Annotated in this window: 18 protein-coding genes; 7 read left to right on the forward strand and 11 right to left on the reverse strand. The window is 63.4% G+C overall.

What is annotated here, in order from left to right; genetic code table 11:
* Nucleotides 1-372 precede the first annotated feature (372 nt).
* Nucleotides 373-2,985, reverse strand: coding sequence for a DUF4347 domain-containing protein (locus tag JJ959_RS17695; protein ID WP_292886618.1), 2,613 nt, complete (start codon nucleotides 2,983-2,985; stop codon nucleotides 373-375).
* A 260-nt stretch (nucleotides 2,986-3,245) separates the two neighbouring features.
* Nucleotides 3,246-3,461 carry a DUF2842 domain-containing protein gene (locus tag JJ959_RS17700; protein WP_292886621.1) on the reverse strand — a complete coding sequence of 72 codons (216 nt, stop codon included), beginning with the start codon at nucleotides 3,459-3,461 and terminating at the stop codon, nucleotides 3,246-3,248.
* A gap of 217 nt (nucleotides 3,462-3,678) precedes the next feature.
* Between JJ959_RS17700 and JJ959_RS17705 the strand changes: the two genes are divergently transcribed.
* Nucleotides 3,679-5,028 (forward strand): MFS transporter, encoded by a 1,350-nt coding sequence (locus JJ959_RS17705; protein ID WP_292886624.1) that lies wholly within the window; start codon nucleotides 3,679-3,681, stop codon nucleotides 5,026-5,028.
* Here JJ959_RS17705 and JJ959_RS17710 read toward each other — a convergent pair.
* The 7 genes from JJ959_RS17710 to JJ959_RS17740 form a co-directional block, all read right to left on the reverse strand.
* Nucleotides 5,007-5,957 (reverse strand): DmsC/YnfH family molybdoenzyme membrane anchor subunit, encoded by a 951-nt coding sequence (locus JJ959_RS17710; protein WP_292886627.1) that lies wholly within the window; start codon nucleotides 5,955-5,957, stop codon nucleotides 5,007-5,009. The genes JJ959_RS17705 and JJ959_RS17710 overlap by 22 nt on opposite strands.
* A 10-nt stretch (nucleotides 5,958-5,967) precedes the next feature.
* Nucleotides 5,968-6,762: a 4Fe-4S dicluster domain-containing protein gene (locus JJ959_RS17715; RefSeq protein WP_292886630.1), complete on the reverse strand. Its 795-nt coding sequence runs from the start codon at nucleotides 6,760-6,762 to the stop codon at nucleotides 5,968-5,970.
* On the reverse strand, nucleotides 6,759-9,638 hold the full coding sequence (locus JJ959_RS17720; RefSeq protein WP_292886632.1) for a molybdopterin oxidoreductase family protein: 2,880 nt from the start codon (nucleotides 9,636-9,638) through the stop codon (nucleotides 6,759-6,761). The genes JJ959_RS17715 and JJ959_RS17720 overlap by 4 nt, the downstream gene beginning before the upstream one ends.
* Before the next feature lie 149 nt (nucleotides 9,639-9,787).
* Nucleotides 9,788-10,273 (reverse strand): universal stress protein, encoded by a 486-nt coding sequence (locus JJ959_RS17725; RefSeq protein ID WP_193182191.1) that lies wholly within the window; start codon nucleotides 10,271-10,273, stop codon nucleotides 9,788-9,790.
* 31 nt (nucleotides 10,274-10,304) lie between these two features.
* The gene (locus JJ959_RS17730; RefSeq protein ID WP_292886636.1) at nucleotides 10,305-11,069 is read right to left on the reverse strand and encodes a TIGR02186 family protein; all 765 of its coding nucleotides are present in this window, start codon (nucleotides 11,067-11,069) and stop codon (nucleotides 10,305-10,307) included.
* Nucleotides 11,070-11,073: 4 nt separating this feature from the next.
* Nucleotides 11,074-11,994 (reverse strand): sulfite exporter TauE/SafE family protein, encoded by a 921-nt coding sequence (locus JJ959_RS17735; RefSeq protein WP_292886639.1) that lies wholly within the window; start codon nucleotides 11,992-11,994, stop codon nucleotides 11,074-11,076.
* A gap of 169 nt (nucleotides 11,995-12,163) precedes the next feature.
* The gene (locus tag JJ959_RS17740; RefSeq protein WP_292886641.1) at nucleotides 12,164-12,922 is read right to left on the reverse strand and encodes an ABC transporter ATP-binding protein; all 759 of its coding nucleotides are present in this window, start codon (nucleotides 12,920-12,922) and stop codon (nucleotides 12,164-12,166) included.
* A gap of 183 nt (nucleotides 12,923-13,105) precedes the next feature.
* On the opposite strand from JJ959_RS17740, the gene JJ959_RS17745 reads away from it, so the two are divergent.
* Both JJ959_RS17745 and JJ959_RS17750 read left to right on the forward strand, forming a co-directional pair.
* A complete protein-coding gene (locus tag JJ959_RS17745) occupies nucleotides 13,106-13,462 on the forward strand; it encodes a PilZ domain-containing protein (RefSeq protein ID WP_292886643.1) in 357 nt (118 codons plus the stop codon).
* A gap of 40 nt (nucleotides 13,463-13,502) precedes the next feature.
* The gene (locus JJ959_RS17750) at nucleotides 13,503-14,456 is read left to right on the forward strand and encodes a glycosyltransferase family 9 protein (protein ID WP_292886645.1); all 954 of its coding nucleotides are present in this window, start codon (nucleotides 13,503-13,505) and stop codon (nucleotides 14,454-14,456) included.
* Here the strand turns inward: JJ959_RS17750 and JJ959_RS17755 are convergent.
* A complete protein-coding gene (locus JJ959_RS17755; protein WP_292886648.1) occupies nucleotides 14,436-15,455 on the reverse strand; it encodes a glycosyltransferase family 9 protein in 1,020 nt (339 codons plus the stop codon). The genes JJ959_RS17750 and JJ959_RS17755 overlap by 21 nt on opposite strands.
* Nucleotides 15,456-15,550: 95 nt before the next feature.
* Here JJ959_RS17755 and JJ959_RS17760 point away from each other — a divergent pair, with 95 nt between their 5' ends.
* Nucleotides 15,551-16,588: a glycosyltransferase gene (locus JJ959_RS17760; RefSeq protein ID WP_292886650.1), complete on the forward strand. Its 1,038-nt coding sequence runs from the start codon at nucleotides 15,551-15,553 to the stop codon at nucleotides 16,586-16,588.
* Between the two features lie 21 nt (nucleotides 16,589-16,609).
* On the opposite strand, the gene JJ959_RS17765 is transcribed toward JJ959_RS17760, so the two are convergent.
* Complete coding sequence (locus tag JJ959_RS17765) at nucleotides 16,610-17,485, reverse strand: MurR/RpiR family transcriptional regulator (protein WP_292886653.1); 876 nt, start codon at nucleotides 17,483-17,485, stop codon at nucleotides 16,610-16,612.
* Between the two features lie 143 nt (nucleotides 17,486-17,628).
* Between JJ959_RS17765 and JJ959_RS17770 the strand changes: the two genes are divergently transcribed.
* From JJ959_RS17770 to JJ959_RS17780, 3 genes are read left to right on the forward strand one after another with little or no spacing between them, the layout of a single operon-like run.
* On the forward strand, nucleotides 17,629-18,441 hold the full coding sequence (locus tag JJ959_RS17770; RefSeq protein WP_292886656.1) for an N-formylglutamate amidohydrolase: 813 nt from the start codon (nucleotides 17,629-17,631) through the stop codon (nucleotides 18,439-18,441).
* 10 nt (nucleotides 18,442-18,451) lie between these two features.
* Entirely contained in the window at nucleotides 18,452-18,958 is a 507-nt protein-coding gene (locus tag JJ959_RS17775) for a TRAP transporter small permease subunit (RefSeq protein WP_292886658.1), read from the forward strand.
* The gene (locus JJ959_RS17780; protein WP_292886660.1) at nucleotides 18,958-20,283 is read left to right on the forward strand and encodes a TRAP transporter large permease subunit; all 1,326 of its coding nucleotides are present in this window, start codon (nucleotides 18,958-18,960) and stop codon (nucleotides 20,281-20,283) included. The genes JJ959_RS17775 and JJ959_RS17780 overlap by 1 nt, the downstream gene beginning before the upstream one ends.
* The last annotated feature ends 129 nt before the right edge of the window (nucleotides 20,284-20,412 follow it).

Consider the following 20,412-nt stretch of genomic DNA (forward strand, 5'->3'; position numbering starts at 1 on the left):
CAAATTTTTCATATTGAAATTTTCTTTGATTGTCAGTGTATTTAATCGTCTTAAGGTTGATAGGAGGTGGCTGGCTTAGATCCTTGAAAATTTATGTGTTTTATGATTGTTGAGTAACGGTCCCTTTTTGTTCCTGCCATCGGGCCAGGTCGCTGGGAAAACCCTTAGAAAGCCAGCGAGCGGATAAAAGACCGGCTCGGCGTACCAATGGCCTGCTGAACAATTGCCTTTGGTCGTGATCGCCGAGCCGGTATACGAGAGCAAACGCGAAACAATGATCAAGCCGCCGACCGCGGAGCGACAAAGCATAGCTGTCGCCTGAAATATGCGACGGATGGGACGCGGCCTTATCTGTTTGTCTTGCCTCAGCCGTCAGGTAAAGACCCAGCCAGTTGCTTCTGAAAGCGCGGTCTTTGAGACGCCGATGACTGTCACGCTGCCGCCATCGGAGAAGGTGACTGTGGTATTGCCGCCGCTCTCCGTCGCGGAACTGACTCCGAGACCGGCTTCGAGGGCCAGGGTATCTGTCCCGGCCGCGAAGTCGTTGACGGTATCGTTGCCACCGCCGAACTCGAAGACGAAGACGTCTGCGCCCTCGCCGCCGACAAGGGTATCGTCGCCCTTGTTTCCAGCCATCAGGTCGTTGCCAGCATTGCCCGAGAGCACGTCATTGCCCTGGCCGCCATAGAGCGTGTCGTTGCCGAGGTTGCCGAACAGGCTGTCGTTGCCGCTGTTGCCGTAGACAAGATCGTTGTCCTGGCCGCCATAGACCATGTCGTCGTTCTCGCCGCCGGAGACGGTATCGTCGCCCTTGTTGCCGTAGACGAAGTCATTGTCGTTGTCGCCTTTGACGGTGTCGTTGTCCTGGCCGCCGAACAGCGTGTCCCTGCCACCGCCGCCGAAGACGGAATCCTCGCCCTGGTTGCCATAGACGAGATCCTCACCCCAGCCCGAACCGACGGTATCGTTGCCACCGCCGCCGGCCAGCGTGTCATCCTCGGCGCCAAGTGAAATGAACTGGGTCGAATCGTCTCCGACGACGTAGTTCTGGCCGGACCCTCCGGTGACGGTGGCGTTGCCGACGATTGCCGCGAACTCAATATTGTTGAGTTTCAGGGTCGATCCGGTCGGAAGGCCGGTCGTATTGATTACGAAGGCTTCACTGCCGCTTGACGACTGTCCCGTCAGCTCAATGGTCTGCGCCGATCCGCCGGAGCTTGAGAAGGTGACGGACCTGATATCGAGGGTCATGCCGCTCGATCTGGCGAGGAAGGTCTGACCGTGGCCATCGAGGAAACTTTGCGAAGATGCCACGGGCTCCGTCGCCTGGATCTCGCCCCTCAGCGTCGTCCCGGCAACGGCCGAGCTCTGCGCAGAAGCCGTTCCGGAGTTCGTGAGGGAAATGCCTGTCGGCAGCGTCACGGTCACCACATTGCCGTTACCGGTACCTTCGACCAAGGCACCGGTTGCGGTGCTACCGGTGTTATTCACCAGCGTGCGGCCTGTCGCCGTTCCGGCGACGTCGCCGGTGGTCTGTTGCGTAACCGTCAGCACGCTTCCCGAGCCGCCCGAGGAGCCCCCCGAGGACCCGCTGCTTGCCGCGCTGAAAGTCAGTTCTGTGGTGGAGCCGTTCAGCGCCGCGTTGATCGTCAACGATCCAGGATTACCGCCGATATTGAGCGTCTGGCCCGATCCAAGATCGATGGTGCTGCCTAGTGTGGTGCCGTTGAGCGCGGTCAGGTCCGTGCTCGTGATCTGGATCATGTCGCCAATCGCGAGATCGCTGATCGTGTCACCGTTGAGGTTGGCGGCCGAGCCGGTGAAGGTGTCGTTGCCATCGCCGCCGAACAGGGTGTCGGCCTGGTTGCCGCCGCGCAGCACGTCGTTGCCGTCCTCGCCATAGAGGAGGTCGGTGCCGCTGAAGCCCGAAATCGTGTCGTTGCCGACACCGCCATAGAGGGTGTCTTCACCGTCGCCGCCGGAAATCGTGTCCGTTCCGGCGCCGCCATAGACGATGTCGTTACCCCGGCCGCCCCACAGCCAGTCGTTGCCGGCATCGCCGAACACCAGGTCGTTGCCGGAACTGCCGGCCGCTGTGTCGTTGCCGTCACCGCCGTAAAGGGTGTCGTTTCCGTCGGCGCCGGACAAACCGTCGTTGCCGTCCCCGCCGTAGATGAGGTCGTTGCCGGTCTCGCCGTAGTGGAAGTCGTTGCCGACACCGCCGTAGAGCGTATCGTCGCCGCCGCCCGCATAGAGCGTGTCGTTGTCGGCGTCGCCGTAGAGCAGGTCATTGCCGTCGAGTGCGCTGATCGTGTCATTGCCCCCGAGGCCGGAGATCGTGTCGTCGCCGGTCGTCGTCGCTGGGGTCGTGGAACCGTGGAACAGATCACCTGCCGCCGTCCCGGTAATATTGGCGAGATGATGGGGATAGGCTGCGATGGCTTCCGCCGCGAAGGGCAGCAGCGCGGCATTGAGGCCGTCGAGGCTCCAGCGGCTCTCTCCGTCCGGCGCGCGGCCGACGAAATCGCGGCTGGCATGCACGGGGACGCCAAGGCCCGCATGTAGACGGTCGGTCAGGTTTTCTCCCGCGGCTTCGGCGCCGGTGTGGCAGCCGTGCAGGGCGATCATCGAGAGCGGCACCCTGCGAAGCGTGGCCGCGACGTGATCCACGCTCTCCGCGTCCAGATGCAGATCGTCGATGGTGATTTCGCCCGGCGCGCCGTGACCGACGAGATGGAGGGCGGCCAGCCTCCCGGTCTCGAGCCGGATCGTGGTCAGCGCGCAGCGGATGCGTTCGAGGGTCGTGCCGTTTCCGTCGCGCAGGAGACGTACATTGTCGGGCAGCTCACGTAGCAGAACTCCTCGATCTGCGACGTCAGATGCCACGACCAGCAGCGCCGGCGCGACCGTCGCGCCGTGATCCGCTGCGGAGTAGTGGGACAGGGCGGGATGGGTATCGAACATGCCCATATTTGCTTCCTTCATGTTTTCCGATCGCGCTTGCCGCGCGAACTCGGGCCGAATCTATCCGTCCGGTGAAGACCGATTTGACTCGTCAATTGGGATTGATGTGCCGAGGGCGAATCTGTTGCCCGGCTTCTGAAGGAGTAAACTATAGGGTAATCGTTAAAAAATGATTATTCGAAAAATCATCGACTTATCGGATCTTTTTAATTTTTTTTGGGCATTAAAAAATCATCTTATAGTTTATTGAAATGCATTCGCATGGAAATTAAAATTAAAATTTACTGACCTCGCGCGGGCGGTTCCTTGTCCTTCTTGGTCCAGCCGATGATCCTGATTGCCGGGAAAACCCAGAGGAATCCGGCCAGCGGATAAAAGATTAGTTCGGCCAGCCAATGCTCCGGTAGATAGTGGTTGGCGAAAGTGACGACGGCCGCGATATACGCGATCAAACCCGAAACAATCGTTAATCCGCCGAGTGCAGTACGCCAACGCATGGCTGCCTCCGAAAATCTGCAATGGCTGCGGATAGGCGGCATCCGGTGCGGCTGTCAACCATTGCCGAAGCATTAAAACCAGGTGAATTCTCTGAAAGCCGACATGCAACCATCCTAAAACCGGCGCCCGTGTCGCGGAGAAGCGAGACCGGGACTGTACCCGCGTCTTAAGGCGTGCCGGAAGAGTGAGCATCGACCCGCAGAAAGCTTTTGTTTCATGACCGTGCTCGGCCATCCGATCGTCGCCCTGATGATCTCCGTTGCGTTTCTCTGGACCGCGAACGGGCTGTTCCACAGTCTGCTCGGCCTGCGCATGAGCCAGGAAGGATTCGACACGACCGTCGCAGGTCTAGTCGCCTCGTCCTACTTCGTCGGCCAGCTTCTTGGTGCGGCGATCTGCGGACGTATCATCGAAAGCGTCGGTCATGTCCGCTCTTTCGCCGCCTTCGCATCGGTCATCTCGGCCTGCGCGGTCGCGCATGCGATCTTCGTCGATCCGTTCTTCTGGGGCGGGCTGCGGTTCGCGACCGGAATCTGCATTGCCGGCGCCCTGATGGTTGCGGAGAGCTGGCTGAACGGTGCGGTGACCAACGCCAACCGCGGGCGGATGCTCTCGATCTATATCGTGGTGATGTATTTCGGCATGGCCGCCGGACAGCAGATCCTGAACGTCTCCCCGCCGACCAGCTTCATTCTCTACAGTGTCGCATCGATCCTGTTTTCGCTCGCGCTGGTGCCGCTGTCGCTCGCCTCGAGGGCGACTGCGGGCGAACTGACCCCGTCGCGGCTGAGCCTGCGGGAGCTGTTTCGGATTTCTCCGCTCGGACTGATCTGCGCCTTCGCCAGCGGCGCCCTCGGGGCGGCGATCATGGGGCTGGGGCCGATCTTCGGGAACCAGGTCGGCATGTCGATCGCCGACATCGCCACGATGATGTCGGTCTCCATGTTCGGCGGACTGATGCTGCAATATCCGATCGGCAAGCTCTCTGACTATTTCGACCGGCGGACCGTCATTACCGTCGCTCTATTCGCGGTCGCCGCCGTGTCCTTCGCCATCGCGGTCTCCTTCGATGGCGGATGGTGGATGTTCCTCGGCCTGATGGTGGTCTATGGCGGACTGAATTTCGCGCTCTATCCGCTCGCGATCAGCCATGTGAACGACCATGTCGAGGCCAGTGATCTGGTGCCGGCCTCCGCGGGCATCCTGATCGCCGCGAGCCTCGGATCCTCCATCGGCCCGGTCGCGGGTGCGTTCCTGATGGACCAGGTCGGACCGGGCGGGCTGTTTCACTTCAGTGCGCTTATCGGCGGAGCGGTCGGGCTGTTCGCCGTTTACCGGATGCTCCGCCGTGCGGCGCCGACGATGGAGGAGCAGGGCCCCTACGTCGCCTATGCCCGGACTTCCGCGCTTGCCGCCGAACTCGATCCGCGCGCCGAAATCGTCGAGGAGGTCGAGCCGAACGTCATGGACGAGACCCCGCCGAAGGACTTTTCCTACGAGGAGATCATCGACTCTGCCGTCGAGGGCGAAGCCGAGGACCTGGTTCAGGCGAAGTCTTCACCGTAATAGAGCGTCGCCACGTGCTTCGCCTCGGCGAAGAAGAGCCAGCGTTCGAGAACAACGCCGATGCTGCCGGATAGCGCGGCGATCAGGGCGAGGCCGGCGGCCATCGTACCGGTGCCGGGAACGGACATCAGGACCGCGAGTACCGCAACCGGGATCAGAAATCCGAACAAGGCGGTGAACTGACGAAGCCGGGCCGCATGCTTGCGGCCGATCCGGTAGCCCATCTCGCGCATGACATAGGTCTCGGACGTGGTCGGTCCTTCGAGCAGGCGAACTTGCCCGAGCGAACCAAGCCCCGTCGCGCTTCCGGACGTCGCCGTCGCGCCGGCGTGGTCTGACGACGCCCAATAGCGCCACTTGATCGCGGCGGAGAAGAGAAGGGCCGTCAGGACGGGAAGCGCGGCTGAGGGGACGTCCTCTCCGGCGAGTGCTATCAGAGGAAGCATCCACAACCCGCCACTGGCCAGAGCCAGGATGAGATAGCCCGGCACGGTGTATCCCGAATACCAGCGGGGAATCGTCTTCAGGCTGCGATAGATCATGGCCGTGCAATAGACGGTGATGAGCGCAAGCACCGCTGCGGCAAGCCCGGCGATGGCCCACGCTCCGTCGATCCGGCCGAAAGCAAGCCATCCAGCGGCGAATATCACTGCCGGGACGTAGGTCAGGATCGCCATCACGCCTTCTCGCGAGAGCCAGGAGCTGCGCCACTGGCTGAGCGCGCGCCATGCCCGTTCGGGGTGGCCAAGGTGGAAGGTCGAGCTGAGCAGGCCGGCTGTAACCAGTCCGAGCGAGAGCGGCAGGCCGATCCAGCCGATGATGGGATCGGCGTTGCCGGTGAGTGCGGCATGGAGCGCGAGCCAGACGAGCAGGCCATAGCCCGCGCCTGAGGCCGTTGTGAAGAAGATGACGGAAAGTGCTGGATGCATGGCGCGGGCCTCAGCGGGAGAGCATCTGGTCGAGCCAGCCGAGCAGGCCCGTGGCGCCGGCGGTCGAGTCAGACGGAGGAACTCTGTCCGCCAGGTCGGCGAGACGCTCCGGCGCACCGATATCGGCGGCCTCGGTGCGGCGCGGGCGTGGCGGCAGGTAGCGGTTGACCGGCTTGTAGCCCATCTCGGGCATCAGCTCGTAGCCGCCGCGGGCTTCGACCAGTCGCGAGACGTCCGAGCCCGGATCGCCGAGATCACCGAAATGACGTGCGCCGGCGGGACAGGTCGAGACGCAGGCCGGGACGCGGTCCCGCTCTTCCAGGTTCTCGTTGTAGATCTTGTCGACGCAGAGCGTGCATTTCTTCATCACGCCTTCGGTCTTGTCGTACTCCCGCGCGCCATACGGGCAGGCCCAGGAGCAGAGCTTGCAGCCGATGCAGAGACCGGCATTGACCAGAACGATGCCGTCCTCTTCGCGTTTGTAGGAGGCGCCGGTCGGGCAGACGGTGACGCAGTCCGGTGTCTCGCAATGCAGGCAGGAGCGCGGGAAATGGACGGTGCGCGCGTCCTCGCCTTCGCCCGCCTCGAAGGTGTGTATGCGGTTGAACCAGACGCCCCAGGCGCCCTCGTCGCCGTCTTCCTCCGCGTCCGCGCTATAGGCGTTCCAGTCGGTCAGCGGCGCGGAATGACCGCCGGTGTTCCATTCCTTGCAGTTCACCGCGCAGGCATGGCAGCCGACGCAGATATCGAGATCGATGACGAGGCCGAGCTTCTTGCCTGTCGTTGCGGTCGGAAGAGAGGTCATTGGTTGCGCCTCCCACGGAACTGCAGCGGCCCTTTCGGGCGCTCGACGCTGGAGGGATTGCCGAGTTCGGGGAACTGCGGCTCGGAGACCGCTCCGGGCCGGTCCGCTTCGGCCTTCTCGATCCGGATGCGCAGGTCGTACCAGGCCGCCTGTCCGGTCACCGGGTCGGCGTTGGCGTAGCGGTAGCCGTCGCCGCGCGCCGGCAGCAGTTCCGAGATCACATGGTTCAGCAGGAAGCCCTTGGTCGCTTCCGGCGCATCCTTGCCGAGGTTCCAGGCACCGCGGCGCTTACCGATGGCGTTCCAGGTCCAGGCGGTGTCCGGATTGACACCCTCCATCAGCTTCACCGGCACCTTGATGCGGCCGTGATGGGAGGTGACGGTGACCCAGTCGCCGTCGGCGATGCCGAGGCTCTCCGCACGTTCGCGGTTCATGAAGAGCGGGTTCTTGCCGTGCAGCTGTCGCAGCCAGGCGTTCTGCGAGCCCCAGGAATGGTACATCGCGGCCGGGCGCTGGGTGATCGCATGCATCGGGAAGCTGGAGGTATCGACCTCGCTCTCCTCGAAGGGCTGGTACCAGATGGGTAGAGGATCGAAGGTGCGTTTCAGCCGCTCGCGGTCTTTCTCCGGGGGCAGGAGCTCCCCGTGTCCTTCGGCGGCAAGGCGGAAGCGCTGCAGCGGCTCGACATAGAGCTGCAGGACGACCTGGTTCGGCGCGCCGATGAAGCCGAGCTTCGTCGCGGTCTCCAGGTAGGTCTTGTTGGAATGCTTGTAGTAGCGTTCTTCCGGCGCGAATTCGTGGCGCCAGAAGCACTCGTTCTCGATATAGCGCTGCAGCTGGTCAGGGTTCGGCGCGCCCTTGCCGCCCTCGCTGCCGTCCGCGCCGCGCCAGCCTGCAAGCGGGCCGACGCCGGGCGCGCGCTCATGGTTGGCGATGTAGTCGGGATAGCCGCCCGGATATTTCGCCGAGCCGTCTTCTTTCGTTAGGCCGGGCAGGCCGAGGCGGACGCCGAGCTCGATCAGCACGTCCTGGAACGGACGCACGTCGCGGTCCGGCTGCACCACGGGCTGACGAATCGAATCCGCCGCGCCGTCCGCGTCGCAGATCGGCCGGTCGAGCAGCGAGATGCAGTCCCAGCGCTCGAGATAGGTCGTATCCGGCAGGACGAGATCGGCATAGGCGACCATCTCGGAGGCATAGGCGTCCGAGTAGATGATCCGCGGGATCCTGTATTCGCCGGTCGCCGGAACCCTGTCGGTCAGCTTCTCCATGGCGCCCTTGGAATTCATCGTCGAGTTCCAGGACATGTTCGCCATGTACATGAAGAGCGTGTCGATCGGATAGGGATCCTGCGCCCAGGCATTGTGGATCACCATGTGCATCATGCCGTGGACGGCCATCGGCGCTTCCCAGGAGAAGGCCTTGTCGATTCGCGCCGGGCTGCCGTCCTCGTGGACCAGCAGATCCTCTGGCCCCATCGGGAAGCCGAGCGGCGGACCTGCCATCGGCGTGTCCGGCTTGACCGTGCCGGGCTTGCCGGCCGGTTTCAGCGGCGGCGGGCAGGGGCGCGGGAAGGGCGGCTTGTAACGGAAGCCGCCGGGCACATCGATGCTGCCGAGCAGCATCTGCAGCACATGCAGCGCGCGGCAGGTATGGAAGCCGTTGGAATGGGCCGAGATGCCGCGCATCGCATGCATCGCGACCGGGCGGCCGGTCATCTTCTCATGCTGCCGTCCGGCCCAGTCGGTCCATGGGACGTCGAGGGTAATTTCCTGTTCAAAGGCCGCGTGCGCGAGTTCTGCCGCGAGACGCTTGATGGTTTCCGCCTTCAGTCCGCATTCCTTTGCCACCGCGTCCGGCGCGTAGGACGGATCGATATAACGTTCGGCCAACAGCTTGAAGGACGGCACCGCCTTGCGGCCGTCCGGCAGGACATGCTCACCGGAGAGATCGGGCGTGATATCGGTTTCGAGTGCGGAGACAACGCTTCTGGTTTGCTTATCGAACGCGAGTGGGTGCCCGTCCGCGTCGCGCGCGAAGAGCCCGTGCTCTGCCTCGCCCGGATCCTGGATCACCAGCCACGGCGCGTTGGTGTAGCGGACGAGGTATTGCAGATCGACCTTGCCTGCCCGCAGCAGTTCGTGGATCAGCGAGAGGATCAGAAGCCCGTCCGTGCCGGGACGGATGCCGACCCATTCGTCGGCAATGGCGGAATAGCCGGTCTTCACCGGGTTGACCGAGACGAACTTGGCGCCACGGGTCTTCAGTTTTCCGAGGCCGATCTTGATCGGGTTGGAATCGTGATCCTCGGCGACGCCGAACATCATGAAATATTTCGTATGTTCCCAGTCCGGTTCGCCGAATTCCCAGAACGAGCCGCCGATGGAATAGAGCCCGGCGGCCGCCATGTTGACGGAACAGAAGCCGCCGTGCGCGGCGTGGTTCGGGGTGCCGAACTGGCTCGCCCACCAGCCGGTGAGGGACTGCGACTGGTCGCGGCCGGTGAAGAAGGCGAGCTTGCGAGGATCGCTCTTGCGGATGTCGCCAAGCCAGCCGGCGGCAGTCGCAAGGGCCTCTTCCCACTCGATCTCGCGGAACTCGCCGCTGCCGCGTTCGCCGACCCGCATCAGCGGCTTGGTCAGGCGGGCGGGCGAATAATGCTGCATGATCCCGGCGGAGCCCTTGGCGCAAAGGACGCCCTTGTTCACCGGGTGGTTCCTGTTGCCCTCGATGTAGCGAACGGTGCCGTCGCGCAGATGCACCTTGATGCCGCAGCGGCAGGCGCACATGTAGCAGGTCGTGAACTTGGTCTCGTCCGATACCGGGGGGGACGTCTCGACAGTCTCAACAACCGTTTCGAACGGGTTGATGCTCATTCTCTCTCCGGGGCGGGAAGGCGCGTTTCGGCCATTCGGATTCTTGTCGTTGCCGCGAAGCTTAGCAGGACCGGTCCGGGAAAGTCAGGATCGAAACAAGCTTTTTTCTTCGATCCGGAATGCGTGGACGATTTGACTGTCGCGGCGCGTCAGGTGACGGCGTCGATCTGCTCGTCCGTCAGATTTCCGGGCACGATCGTGATCGGCACCCGCATCCGTGCCGCGCCCTTGCCGGCCATGTAGGAGACCAGCGGCCCCGGGCTTTCGCCTTGCGTATTGGCGCCGAGCACGAGCACCGAAATGCTCGGTTCCTCGTCGATCAGCTTCAGCAACTCATCGCGGGTCGAACCTTCGCGGACATAGATGATGGGGATCTGTCCGGAAATCTCGACGACCTTCTCGGAGAGGCCGCTCAGGAGTTCTTCCGCATCCTCCCGGGCCTCCTCGCGCATGATCTCGCCGACGCCCATCCAGTGCTGGAATTCCTGCGGTTCGATGGAGCGGAAAAGCGCCACGTGGCCTCCGCTATGGCGGGCCCGGCGACAGGCGAAGCGCAGCGCGATCATCATCTCGTCGCTGTCATCGACAACGACGAGGAAGACCCTGGGCTTCGATCCATCCGTCAACTGGCTCATGCGAGTTCTGTCCGATCTGCCGCGACTTTGATCAAACTTTACGAAAAACCGCTGCGGCAAGCCAGCCTGCGACGACGGCAATGATGATCGCCGCGAGGCCATATGTAGCCGACCGCGTATGCGCGAAGGTGTAGACCTCGGCGCCGATGCCAACTTTCTCAACCACGAGCGGCGTCGTCTGGGCATGAACGACGCGCCCGTCCCGGATCAGATAGACCACTGCTGTGTAGATACCTGTCGCGAGGGTTGCCGGGAAATGCACCTGGGTGCGGAACAGTTTCGACGCGATCACGGTGACGTCGCCCGGGGTCTGAGCATAGAGGCCCTGTGCTCTCTTGCGCCGAATCAGCGCTTTGCGGAACTCGGCCACCTCTTCCCGGGCCCGGCTATCCTGGCCGTTGGCCACCTTCAGACGCAGTTGGTCGGCGCCGATCTCCTGACGCGCCAGAACCTCCGGCGGAGCGATTTCCTCAAGCGGACGGCTTGACGCAACGGCATAGAAGTTGGGTGCCCCGGTGAATTGAATGCTTTTCGTGTTCATCCAGATGCCGGCAACGCGGTCCTTGCGGCGGACCGTGATGTTTTCCTTGGGACCGGTGACGGTGACGACGATATCGCCGGTATCGTCGACCGATCCGAAAAGCAGAAGGTCGGCGCCGGTGAACCCGGTGGTGATATCGACCCGGTGACTGGAGAGGTCGGCGATCAGGTCCTGCGCCCGCGCGCTTGCGGAGCAGATCAATGCGAAGGCGATGACGGCGATGCCAGCGAGACGGGAACGGTCGGCGATGGACATCCGTTCAGCCTCCGCTCGCTACGACGATCGAATAGATGTCGTCCGGCGTCGCCACCAGATCGAAGGCGAGTTTCAGGCAGACCGAGACGACCATCAGGGCGAGCAGGACGCGCAGCTGCTCGCCCTTCAGCTTGACCGCGAGCTGGCTGCCGAACTGGGCGCCGAAGACCGCGCCGATCAGCAGCAGGATGGCCAGCACGACATCGACGGTCTGGGTCGAGATCGCCTGCAGGAAGGTTACGTTCGCAGTGACGAAGATGATCTGCAGCAGCGAGGTTCCAACCACCATCGAGGTGCGCATGCCGAGCATGTAGATCATCGCCGGCACCATGATGAAGCCGCCACCGACACCCATGATCGCGGAGAGGATGCCGACCAGGCAGCCGATCCCGAGCGGCAACAGGGCGCTGATATAGAGCTTTGATTTACGGAAGCGCATCTTGAGCGGCAGTCCGTGCATCCAGTTGTGCTCGTGCAGCTTGCGCCGCCGAGCCCCGCTCTTGCGGACCTGCAGGATGGTGCGGACGCTTTCCAGCAGCATCAGTCCGCCGATGATGCCGAGGAAGATCACGTAGCAGAGCTTGATCACCAGATCGATCTGGCCGAGCGTTTCCAGCCATTTGAAGATCAACACGCCGAGGCTCGAGCCGACGATGCCGCCCGCGAGCAGCACGAATCCCATGGTGAAATCGAGGTTTCCGCGGCGCCAGTGCGCGATCACGCCGGAGATCGAGCTGGCGACGATCTGATTGGCGCCGGTGCTGACCGCGACCGGCGCCGGGACGCCGAGGAAGATCAGCAGCGGGGTCATGAGAAAACCGCCGCCGACGCCGAACAGGCCGGAGAGAAATCCGACAGCCCCGCCCATCCCCAGAATGAGGAAGACGTTTACCGACATCTCTGCGATGGGCAGGTAGATGTACATCGGGCCCGTGGGGACGGTAAGGGATGAACCTGAAACCGGTCGCGTCACAGAAGTGGTCGACCGAACGATTCCATCCTTGATAACAGAAAATTATGGGGCAGTGCCACGACTTGTTTGGACTCGTTCCAGAAATTGGTGCGCCGGTGCGGCAATCGTTCCCGCTTCGGGCCTAACTCTCCAGTGCGGCGAGTATTTCGGCCTTGCGCGCGACGAATTCGGGACCGGTTCTGACCCGCTGCCGGCGATCGGCAGGGAGGCCAATGTCGAAAGCGGCGCGCAGCCTTCCGGGACGTCCGCTCATCACCAGAACCCTGTCGGCGAGAAAGACCGCTTCCTCGATGTCGTGCGTCACCAGAAGCGCGGTGATGCCGCGGTCGCCGAGAAGTCCGGCGAGCCAGGCCTGCATCTGCGCGCGGGTCTGCTGATCGAGCGCGCCGAACGGCTCATCCAGCAACAGCAGCTCCGGGCCTCCCGCGAGCGTGCGTGCGAGCGCCGCGCGCTGTTGCATGCCGCCGGACAGCGCGGTCGGATAGAAGTGTTCGAAACCGTCGAGACCGACCGCGGTTATCAGGTTCGACGTCAGGTCCCGGCTTGCCGCTGGGCCAAGCGAGCGGAACCGGCTGCCGAACGCGACATTGCCCGTGACGTCGAGCCAGGGGAAAAGGGCGGGCTGCTGAAACACCATGCCGCGGCGCGGACTCGGTCCGTCGATTCGTTCTCCAGTAAAGCGGATCGCACCTTCATCCGCTTCGAGCAATCCCGCAGCAAGGCGGAGCAAGGTGGACTTGCCGCAGCCGGACGGCCCGACGATCGCGACGAACTCTCCCTCCTCGAGGGCGAAGCTGATCGGGCCGACGGCATGAACCGTTTTCGGAGGCGTATCGACCGAGAAACTATGGCGCACATTCTCAAGGGAGAGTTTCGGCAAGGTGCGGATCCGGCTTTCACAATCGGTGGGACAGGATGTATCTGTTTCGAAAATAAGAAACTAATTCATGGATGAAATTATCGTCCCTATGCGCGAAATCGCACAGACCGCATTTCAAAAGCGTGCGGTACTTCGTATCATAAGTTGAACATTCGGCATTCCCCGCCGAAGGAGCAAAAAGCCATGTTTAACTCGATCCTTCGTGCCATCGGCCTGTCTCCCAAGGGTGAGCGGCGGCAGTTCGAGCGCTATCCGGTCACAACCCCGCTCGAAGTGACCGTGGATGGCGTTGCCCATACCTGCATCGTAGAGAACGTTTCCGTCGGCGGCCTGCGCCTCGAGCCGCCGGTGGCCGCGAAGCCCGGCAGCGCCCTGAAGATCCTGCATCCGGCCTCGGGGCTTCATCTCGAGGGCAAGCTGATCGCCAATGACGAACATGGCGCCCGGGTCAGCTTCAATTCCGCCGAAGCCGGCGCAGTCGTCTCCGTCTGGGTTCGCATGATGCACGAACAGGAAAGCACGCGTACCGAGACCGTCTGACAGGCTTGCGATCCGGGCCGGGCGGGGTATAAGCGGCGCCATGCGCATCCTTTTCATTTCCTACACCCGCCTCGGCGATGCGGTGCTGTCGACCGGTTTGCTCGACGCCTTGCACCAGCGCTATCCGGAAGCCCGCTTCACGATTGCCTGCGGTCCGGTAGCAGCGCCGGTCTTCGAGGCGTTTCCGGCGCTCGAACGTCTGGTGGTGATGCGCAAGGGGCCTTATCTCGCGCATTGGCGTACCCTGCTCGGGGCCTGTTTCTCCACATTCTGGGACCTGATCGTCGATTTGCGCGGCTCGGCCTCGGCGTGGGTTTTGCCGACCCGCAGGCGCCGGATCTTCTCCGGGGGTTCAAATTCCGGGCACCGGATCGAGCAGCTGGCAGCCCTACTGGATCTGGACCCGGTGCCGGCGCCGCGCGCCTGGTTTTCCGACGCGGACCGGGCACGGGCGGCAGATCTGATCGGCGACGATCCGCGTCCGGTTCTCGCTGTCGGTCCCTCGGCGAACTGGCGTGCGAAGACCTGGCCGCGTGAACGTTTCGAGGAAACCGTGCGCCGGCTCATCGTGCCCGGCGGAGCACTCCCCGGAGCCCGTCTCGCGGTGCTTTCCGCACCGGCGGAGCGCCAAGAGGCGCTTCCTCTGCTTTCCGCTGTTTCCGAGGGCGACCGGATCGATCTCGCCGGCACCGAGCCGCTCGGAGTGCTCGCGGCGCTGTTGGCGCGTTCGGCGCTCTATATCGGCAACGACAGCGGGCTGATGCATCTGGCGGCGGCGGCGGGCGCGCCGACCCTCGGGCTCTTCGGGCCGAGCCGGGACGAGCAGTACAGGCCCTGGGGGGCTCAAACAGCTATTGTCAGGACCGACCGGGACTACGAGACGCTGCGCCGCGATCCCGGCTTCTGCAAGGATCCGGAAGACAGCCTGATGTGGGACCTGCCGGTGGATCGCGTGGTCGCGGCGGCGGAGAGACTACTCGCCGGCAAGTCCTGAACGCACCGCGTCGGTCACCGCGCCGATCGAGATCTCTGCCATACGGTTGTTCCCGTAGCGTACGGCGCCCGGCGGCATCACCACATCGATGCGCGGATCTTCGGCGATCGGCACGGAACCGCCGAAGAGGCCGATGGACGGCGTGCCGACGGCGGCGGCGATATTCAGCATTCCGGTGTCGTTGCCGATGGCGATGTCCGAAACCGCGGCGAAGGCAGCCGCCTGCTTCAGCGGGCGGGCGATGACCGGCCGGATCCAGTCAGGGGCTGAGAATCGCGAGGCGATGCGGGCTGCCATGTCCGCCTCGGCCTCTCCGCCGATAAGGAGCAAAGTCCCGCCGGTCTCGCGGTGCAGGCGGTCGGCCAGCGCGCCGAAATTGTCCACGCCCCACTGCTTGAAACCTTCGCTGGCGCCAAGGATCAGGGAGATCCAGGGGCGGGGCAGAGCAGTCAGTTCGGTGCGGGCCAGGTCGGTCAGAGCGCTTTCAATATCGAGGTTCGGCGCCGTTTCGATCTTTGGGACCGAGTGATTGAGCAGCAGGCGGTTCGCCTTTTCGATGGCGCCCAGTTTCTTCGCGTCGCGGGGCAGGGCGTGCTGGGTCGTCAGGAAGGCATCCTGCCAGCCGATCCCGAAGCCGATCCGTTCGCCGATGCCCGCCCGCCACGCGGCGAGGCCATAACGCGCGGAGGTGTGCAGTATCCAGACCGTGTCGAAGCCGTAGGGACGCAGGGCATTGCCGAGCGCGAGCCCGCCGAGCGGACCACGGTGACGCTTCTCGTCCAGCCACAGCACGTCGCGCACGAAACCCGATCCGTCGAGCAGGACATCCGCCTGCGAACGCTGCTTGGTCAGTAGCGTCACGGTCTTCTGCTTGGTCTGGGCGGCGATGCTCTTCAGATGCGGCAGGTGCCAGATCACGTCGCCGATGCCGGGCAGCGGCTGGATGACGAGGGTACCGCCGATGGGGCGCGGGTCGGTTCCGGCAATCGTTGCGTTCACTCTTCGGCTCCCGTCTTCGGTCCGCACTGCGCTTGCGGTCGGGCACGGGCTACACCACAATGCGCCGCGTTGTCACAAGCTTTTCCGAAACCTCGATGATCCGTCTTTACCAGACCATGGCAGGGGCGCGCCACGGCGGCGCCGAAGCATTTTTCGAACGCCTGGTCTCCGCGATGGCAAAGCCGGAATGGAGCGGGGCCCTGACGCAGCGCGTCGCGATCCGGCGTGACGACAGGCGGGCCGGAATTCTGCGTGCGGCTGGTGTCGATCTTACTGAATTCGGCTTTGGCGGGGCCTTCGACTTCCTGACGCGCTGGCAGCTCAAGCGGGACATCCGGGCGTTCCGTCCGGACGTGGTGCTCGCCTGGATGAACCGCGCCGCAGTGAAGACGCCTCCGGGCGATTATCTCCGGGTCGGCCGGATCGGCGGCTATTACGACGTGAAATACTATCGCGGCTTCGATCACCTGATTTGCAATGCCCCGGGGCTTGTCGATCACATGACGGCGCAGGGCTGGCCGACGGAACGCACCCACTATGTTCCGAACTTTGTCCGTGCCGACCCCGGAACACCGCTCAAACGTGCCGCATTCGAAACGCCGGACGGTGCCCCGCTTCTGCTTGCGCTCGGTCGGCTGCATCGGAACAAGGCCTATGACGTCCTGCTCCGCGCTCTCGTGAAGACGCCTGAGGCCTATTTATGGCTCGCCGGCGCGGGGCCGGAGGAAGCAGCGCTGAAAGAACTGTCGGTAGAACTGGGGGTCGCCCCGCGGGTCCGTTTCCTCGGATGGCGCGACGACACGGCGGATCTGCTTGCGAGCGCCGACATTCTGGTCTGCCCGAGCCGGGTCGAAGGGCTCGGCAACGTCGTGATCGAAGGATGGGCTCACGGTCTGCCCGTCGTTGCTGCGAAGAGCGAAGGGCCGGTGCATCTGATCCGCGATGGGGAAACCGGGCTTCTGGCCGAGATCGAGGATGCGGACGGATTTGCCGCGCAGCTGAACCGTGTGATCTCCGATGGCGCGCTCGCGACCTCGCTGACCGATGCCGGGCGGGCCGAATACGAAGCTCGTTTCAGCGAGCGCACGGTCGTCGGGCACTACCTAGACCTTCTCGGATCTCTCACGAAGTAGGACCGGGGCCTACCGGCCGTCTTACGTAAACTTGCGGAACAGTTTCGTCTGGTCGAAGAGCTGTTCCAGGGCTTTCATACGGTCGCGGGTCTCTTCCCAGCGCTCCGTCTGCACCGCCGCGATCAGCGCCTCGATGATGAACAGGATCACCGCGGAACTGTCCCAGGCCGACGGCACTTCGATCCGGGCGCGGAAGCTGTGGCTTGCATGTTTCGCGGCAGGTGAGCCCCACTGGTCGGTGAAGAGCACCAGCTTCGCCCCGCGCTCCTTCGCCATTTCAGCGAGCCGCTGCGTGTCGTGCTCGTAGCGCCGGATGTCGAAGGCGACGAGCACGTCCCCTTCCTTCATGTTCAGCACATAGTGCGGCCAGGTGTTCGAGTTCGGCGAGATCAGCGTCACGCCGTCGCGGATCACCTGCATGTGGGTGAAGAAATAATCCGCCATCGAGCGGCTGATGCGGCCGCCGACAAGGTAAATGTTTCGTTCCGGGTCGCTCAACAGGTCCACGACCGCATTGAAATCATCAAGATCGAGCTGCTGCAGGGTCTGCCGGAGATTGTCCGTCACGGCGTCGGCGAAGCGGTTGAGGATATGGGTGTCCGGTGCGTTGGCGGCCCAGCTGTCATGCTTGGCGATCGGATTGGAGAGGGTGGCCTCAAGCTCTGACCGGAGTGCCGCCTGCATTTCGGGAAAACCGCCGAAGCCGAGCTTGCGTGCCATCCGCGCGGCCGTCGGTGTCGAGACCTCGGCGGTTTCGGCCAGCGTCGTGATCGTACCGAGGCCGGAGACCGGATAGTTCTCGAGAATAACGTTGGTGAGCTGACGCTCCGCACGGGTCAGCGACTCGAACCGGCGCCTGATGCGCTCCGCCACCGTTCCGGTCAGGGGCTCCGACAATTTATCCTCCCGGGCGCGACCGCGCCGTGTCGTTTTGAAAATAATGCGACAATCTCAGATTTATAGAAGAGGAATTTTCAGGATTATCCTTGACTGCCTGATCAAAGTTGAAAAGATGACGGCAACGTCAGGGGAGAGGGCGAGTGGCACTGTCGGCGCAGCCGATCGCGGATCTGTCCGCATGGGGCAATCCGGTCAGCGTGACGAACGCGGGCGGCAAAGGTGCCGCGATCGTCGTCTGCGAACACGCGTCCAACCATATTCCGGCAGACCTCGGTGGGCTCGGTGTCGACGAAGCCGTGCAGCGAAGCCATGTGGCCTGGGATCCGGGAGCGCTTGCCGTGGCCTCGACCATGGCCGCCACACTCGACGCGCCGCTGGTCGCGGCGAAGATTTCCCGTCTGGTCTATGACTGCAATCGTCCGCCCGAAGCCGAAAGCGCCATGCCGGCGGTCAGCGAGATCTATGAAATTCCGGGCAATGCCGGTCTGACGAAGATGCAACGCGCCGAGCGCGCGGAACGGATCTACTTCCCGTTCCGCGACACGCTGGAGCAGGTCATCGAAGACCGCGTCGCGGCGGGACTGCATCCTGCTATCGTAACCGTTCATTCCTTCACGCCGATCTATAAGGGGGTCGAACGACCCTTCGATCTCGGCATTCTTCACGATGCGGACAGCCGCCTCGCGGACGCGATGCTGGATCAGCCGGAGGCCTTCGATGGGCTGGATGTGCGCCGGAACGAGCCGTACGGGCCGGCCGACGGCGTCACGCATACGCTGAAGGTTCATGCGCTACCGCGTGGCCTGCTCAACGTCATGATCGAAATCCGCAACGACATCATCCGCGAGACGGCGCAGCAGCGCGTCATGGCGGAGAGGCTGTCGCGCGCGGTCGCGAGAGCGCTGGAGCTCTGTGCGGCCGCGGACGGCAACCGCGTCGGGCAGCAGAAATAAGGGGCGGAGGATGCCAAGAGCGATACGGCTCTATGTCGCTTATGTGGAGAAGATGAACCGCTTCATCGGCCGGTTTGCGATGTATCTGATCTTCGCGATGCTGGGCGTGCTGCTCTATTCGTCGCTCTCGAAAGCGGTGTTCCTGCCGTCGCTCTGGACGCTTGAGACCGCGCAGTTCCTCATGGTCGCCTATTACCTGCTCGGCGGCGGCTATTCCATGCAGCTCGGCGACCATGTGCGCATGGACCTGCTCTATACGAACTGGAGACCGCGCACCCGCTCTCTGGTCGACTCGATCACCGTTCTCTTCCTGATCTTCTATCTCTGCCTGCTGCTCTACGGCGGCTATTCCTCGACCGCTTACGCCATCCAGTACAACGAGCAGAGCTATTCGGCCTGGGCGCCCTACATGGCGCCGGTGAAGATCGTAATGACCTTCGGGGTCCTGCTGATGCTGCTGCAGGCCATCGCGACGCTCTTCAAGGACATCGCGGCCGTGCGCGGGGAGGAACTCTGATGAGTTACGAACTGATCGCGATGCTCATGTTCTCGTCGATGATGCTGCTGCTCCTGACGGGGCAGCGGGTCTTCGGGGCCATCGGCTTCGTCGCCTCCGCGGCCGCGCTCCTGCTCTGGGGCGACGGCGGCTCGGAAATGGCCTTCAGCGCGGCCATGAAGCTGATGAAATGGTATCCGCTGCTGACCCTGCCGCTCTTCGTCTACATGGGCTACATGCTGTCGGAGTCGAAGATCGCCGACGATCTCTACCGCATGTTCCATGTCTGGATGGGACCGCTGAACGGCGGTCTCGCGATCGGAACGATACTCCTGATGGTCGCGGTCTCGGCGATGAACGGGCTCTCGGTCGCGGGCATGGCGATCGGCGCCAGCATCGCACTGCCGGAACTGCTCCGGCGCGGTTACGACAAGATCATGGTGACCGGCGTGATCCAGGCGGGCAGTTCGCTCGGCATCCTCGTCCCGCCAAGCGTGGTGCTCGTGCTCTACGGCATGATCGCGCGCCAGCCGGTCAGCCAGCTCTGGCTCGCCGGCGCGATCCCCGGCCTGATGATGGCGGGCATGTTCATCGCCTATATCGTCATCCGCTGCTGGATGCAGCCCTCCCTCGGACCCTCGCTCACGAAAGAAGAGAGGGCGGAGATCACCTGGGAAGAGAAGATCAGCCTGCTCAAGGCCGGTATCCTGCCGCTCTTCATCTTCTTCTCGATGACCGGGCTGTTCCTGATGGGCGTGACCTCGCTTGTGGAGAGCTCCGCCGTCGGTGCCACTGCCGCCACCTTGGCCGCGCTGGTCAAGCGCCGGCTGACGGCGGAGGTGATGGAAGAGGTGCTGCGCAAGACGCTGGGCATCTCCTGCATGTTCATGTGGATCATCCTCGCCGCGCTCTGTTTCGGCGCTGTGTTTGACGGTCTCGGAGCAGTGCGTGCGATCGAGAGCTTCTTCGTCGACCGGCTCGGTCTCGGCCCGTGGGAGATCCTGATCCTGATGCAGCTCTCCTTCATCCTGATGGGCATGTTCCTCGACGACACGGCGATGCTGGTCATCGTCGCGCCGCTCTACGTGCCGCTGGTGAAGATGCTGGGCTTCGATCTGGTCTGGTACGGCGTGCTCTACACGATCACCTGCCAGATCGCCTATATGACGCCGCCTTTCGGTTACAACCTCTTCCTGATGCGCGCCATGGCGCCGCCGGAGGTCACGCTGTCGGACATCTACCGGTCCATCGGCCCCTTCGTGCTGGTCATGACACTGGCGCTCATTCTGGTCATGATCTTCCCCGATATCGCGATGTGGCTGCCCAACCAGTTCTACGGAAGGTAGTCGTCTGGCGATGGGACCGAACAGAAAAAGAAACGGGGAAGGGGAGGCGCATCGCGCCACGACAGTGCGGATGGAACGGCCTGGGAACCGTTCCATTGAGGGTTAACCGGGCCCGAGGGCCCATCACCT

The sequence above is a fragment of the Nisaea sp. genome (assembly GCF_017640745.1).
In the GTDB taxonomy this organism is placed as follows: Bacteria; Pseudomonadota; Alphaproteobacteria; order Thalassobaculales; family Thalassobaculaceae; genus Nisaea.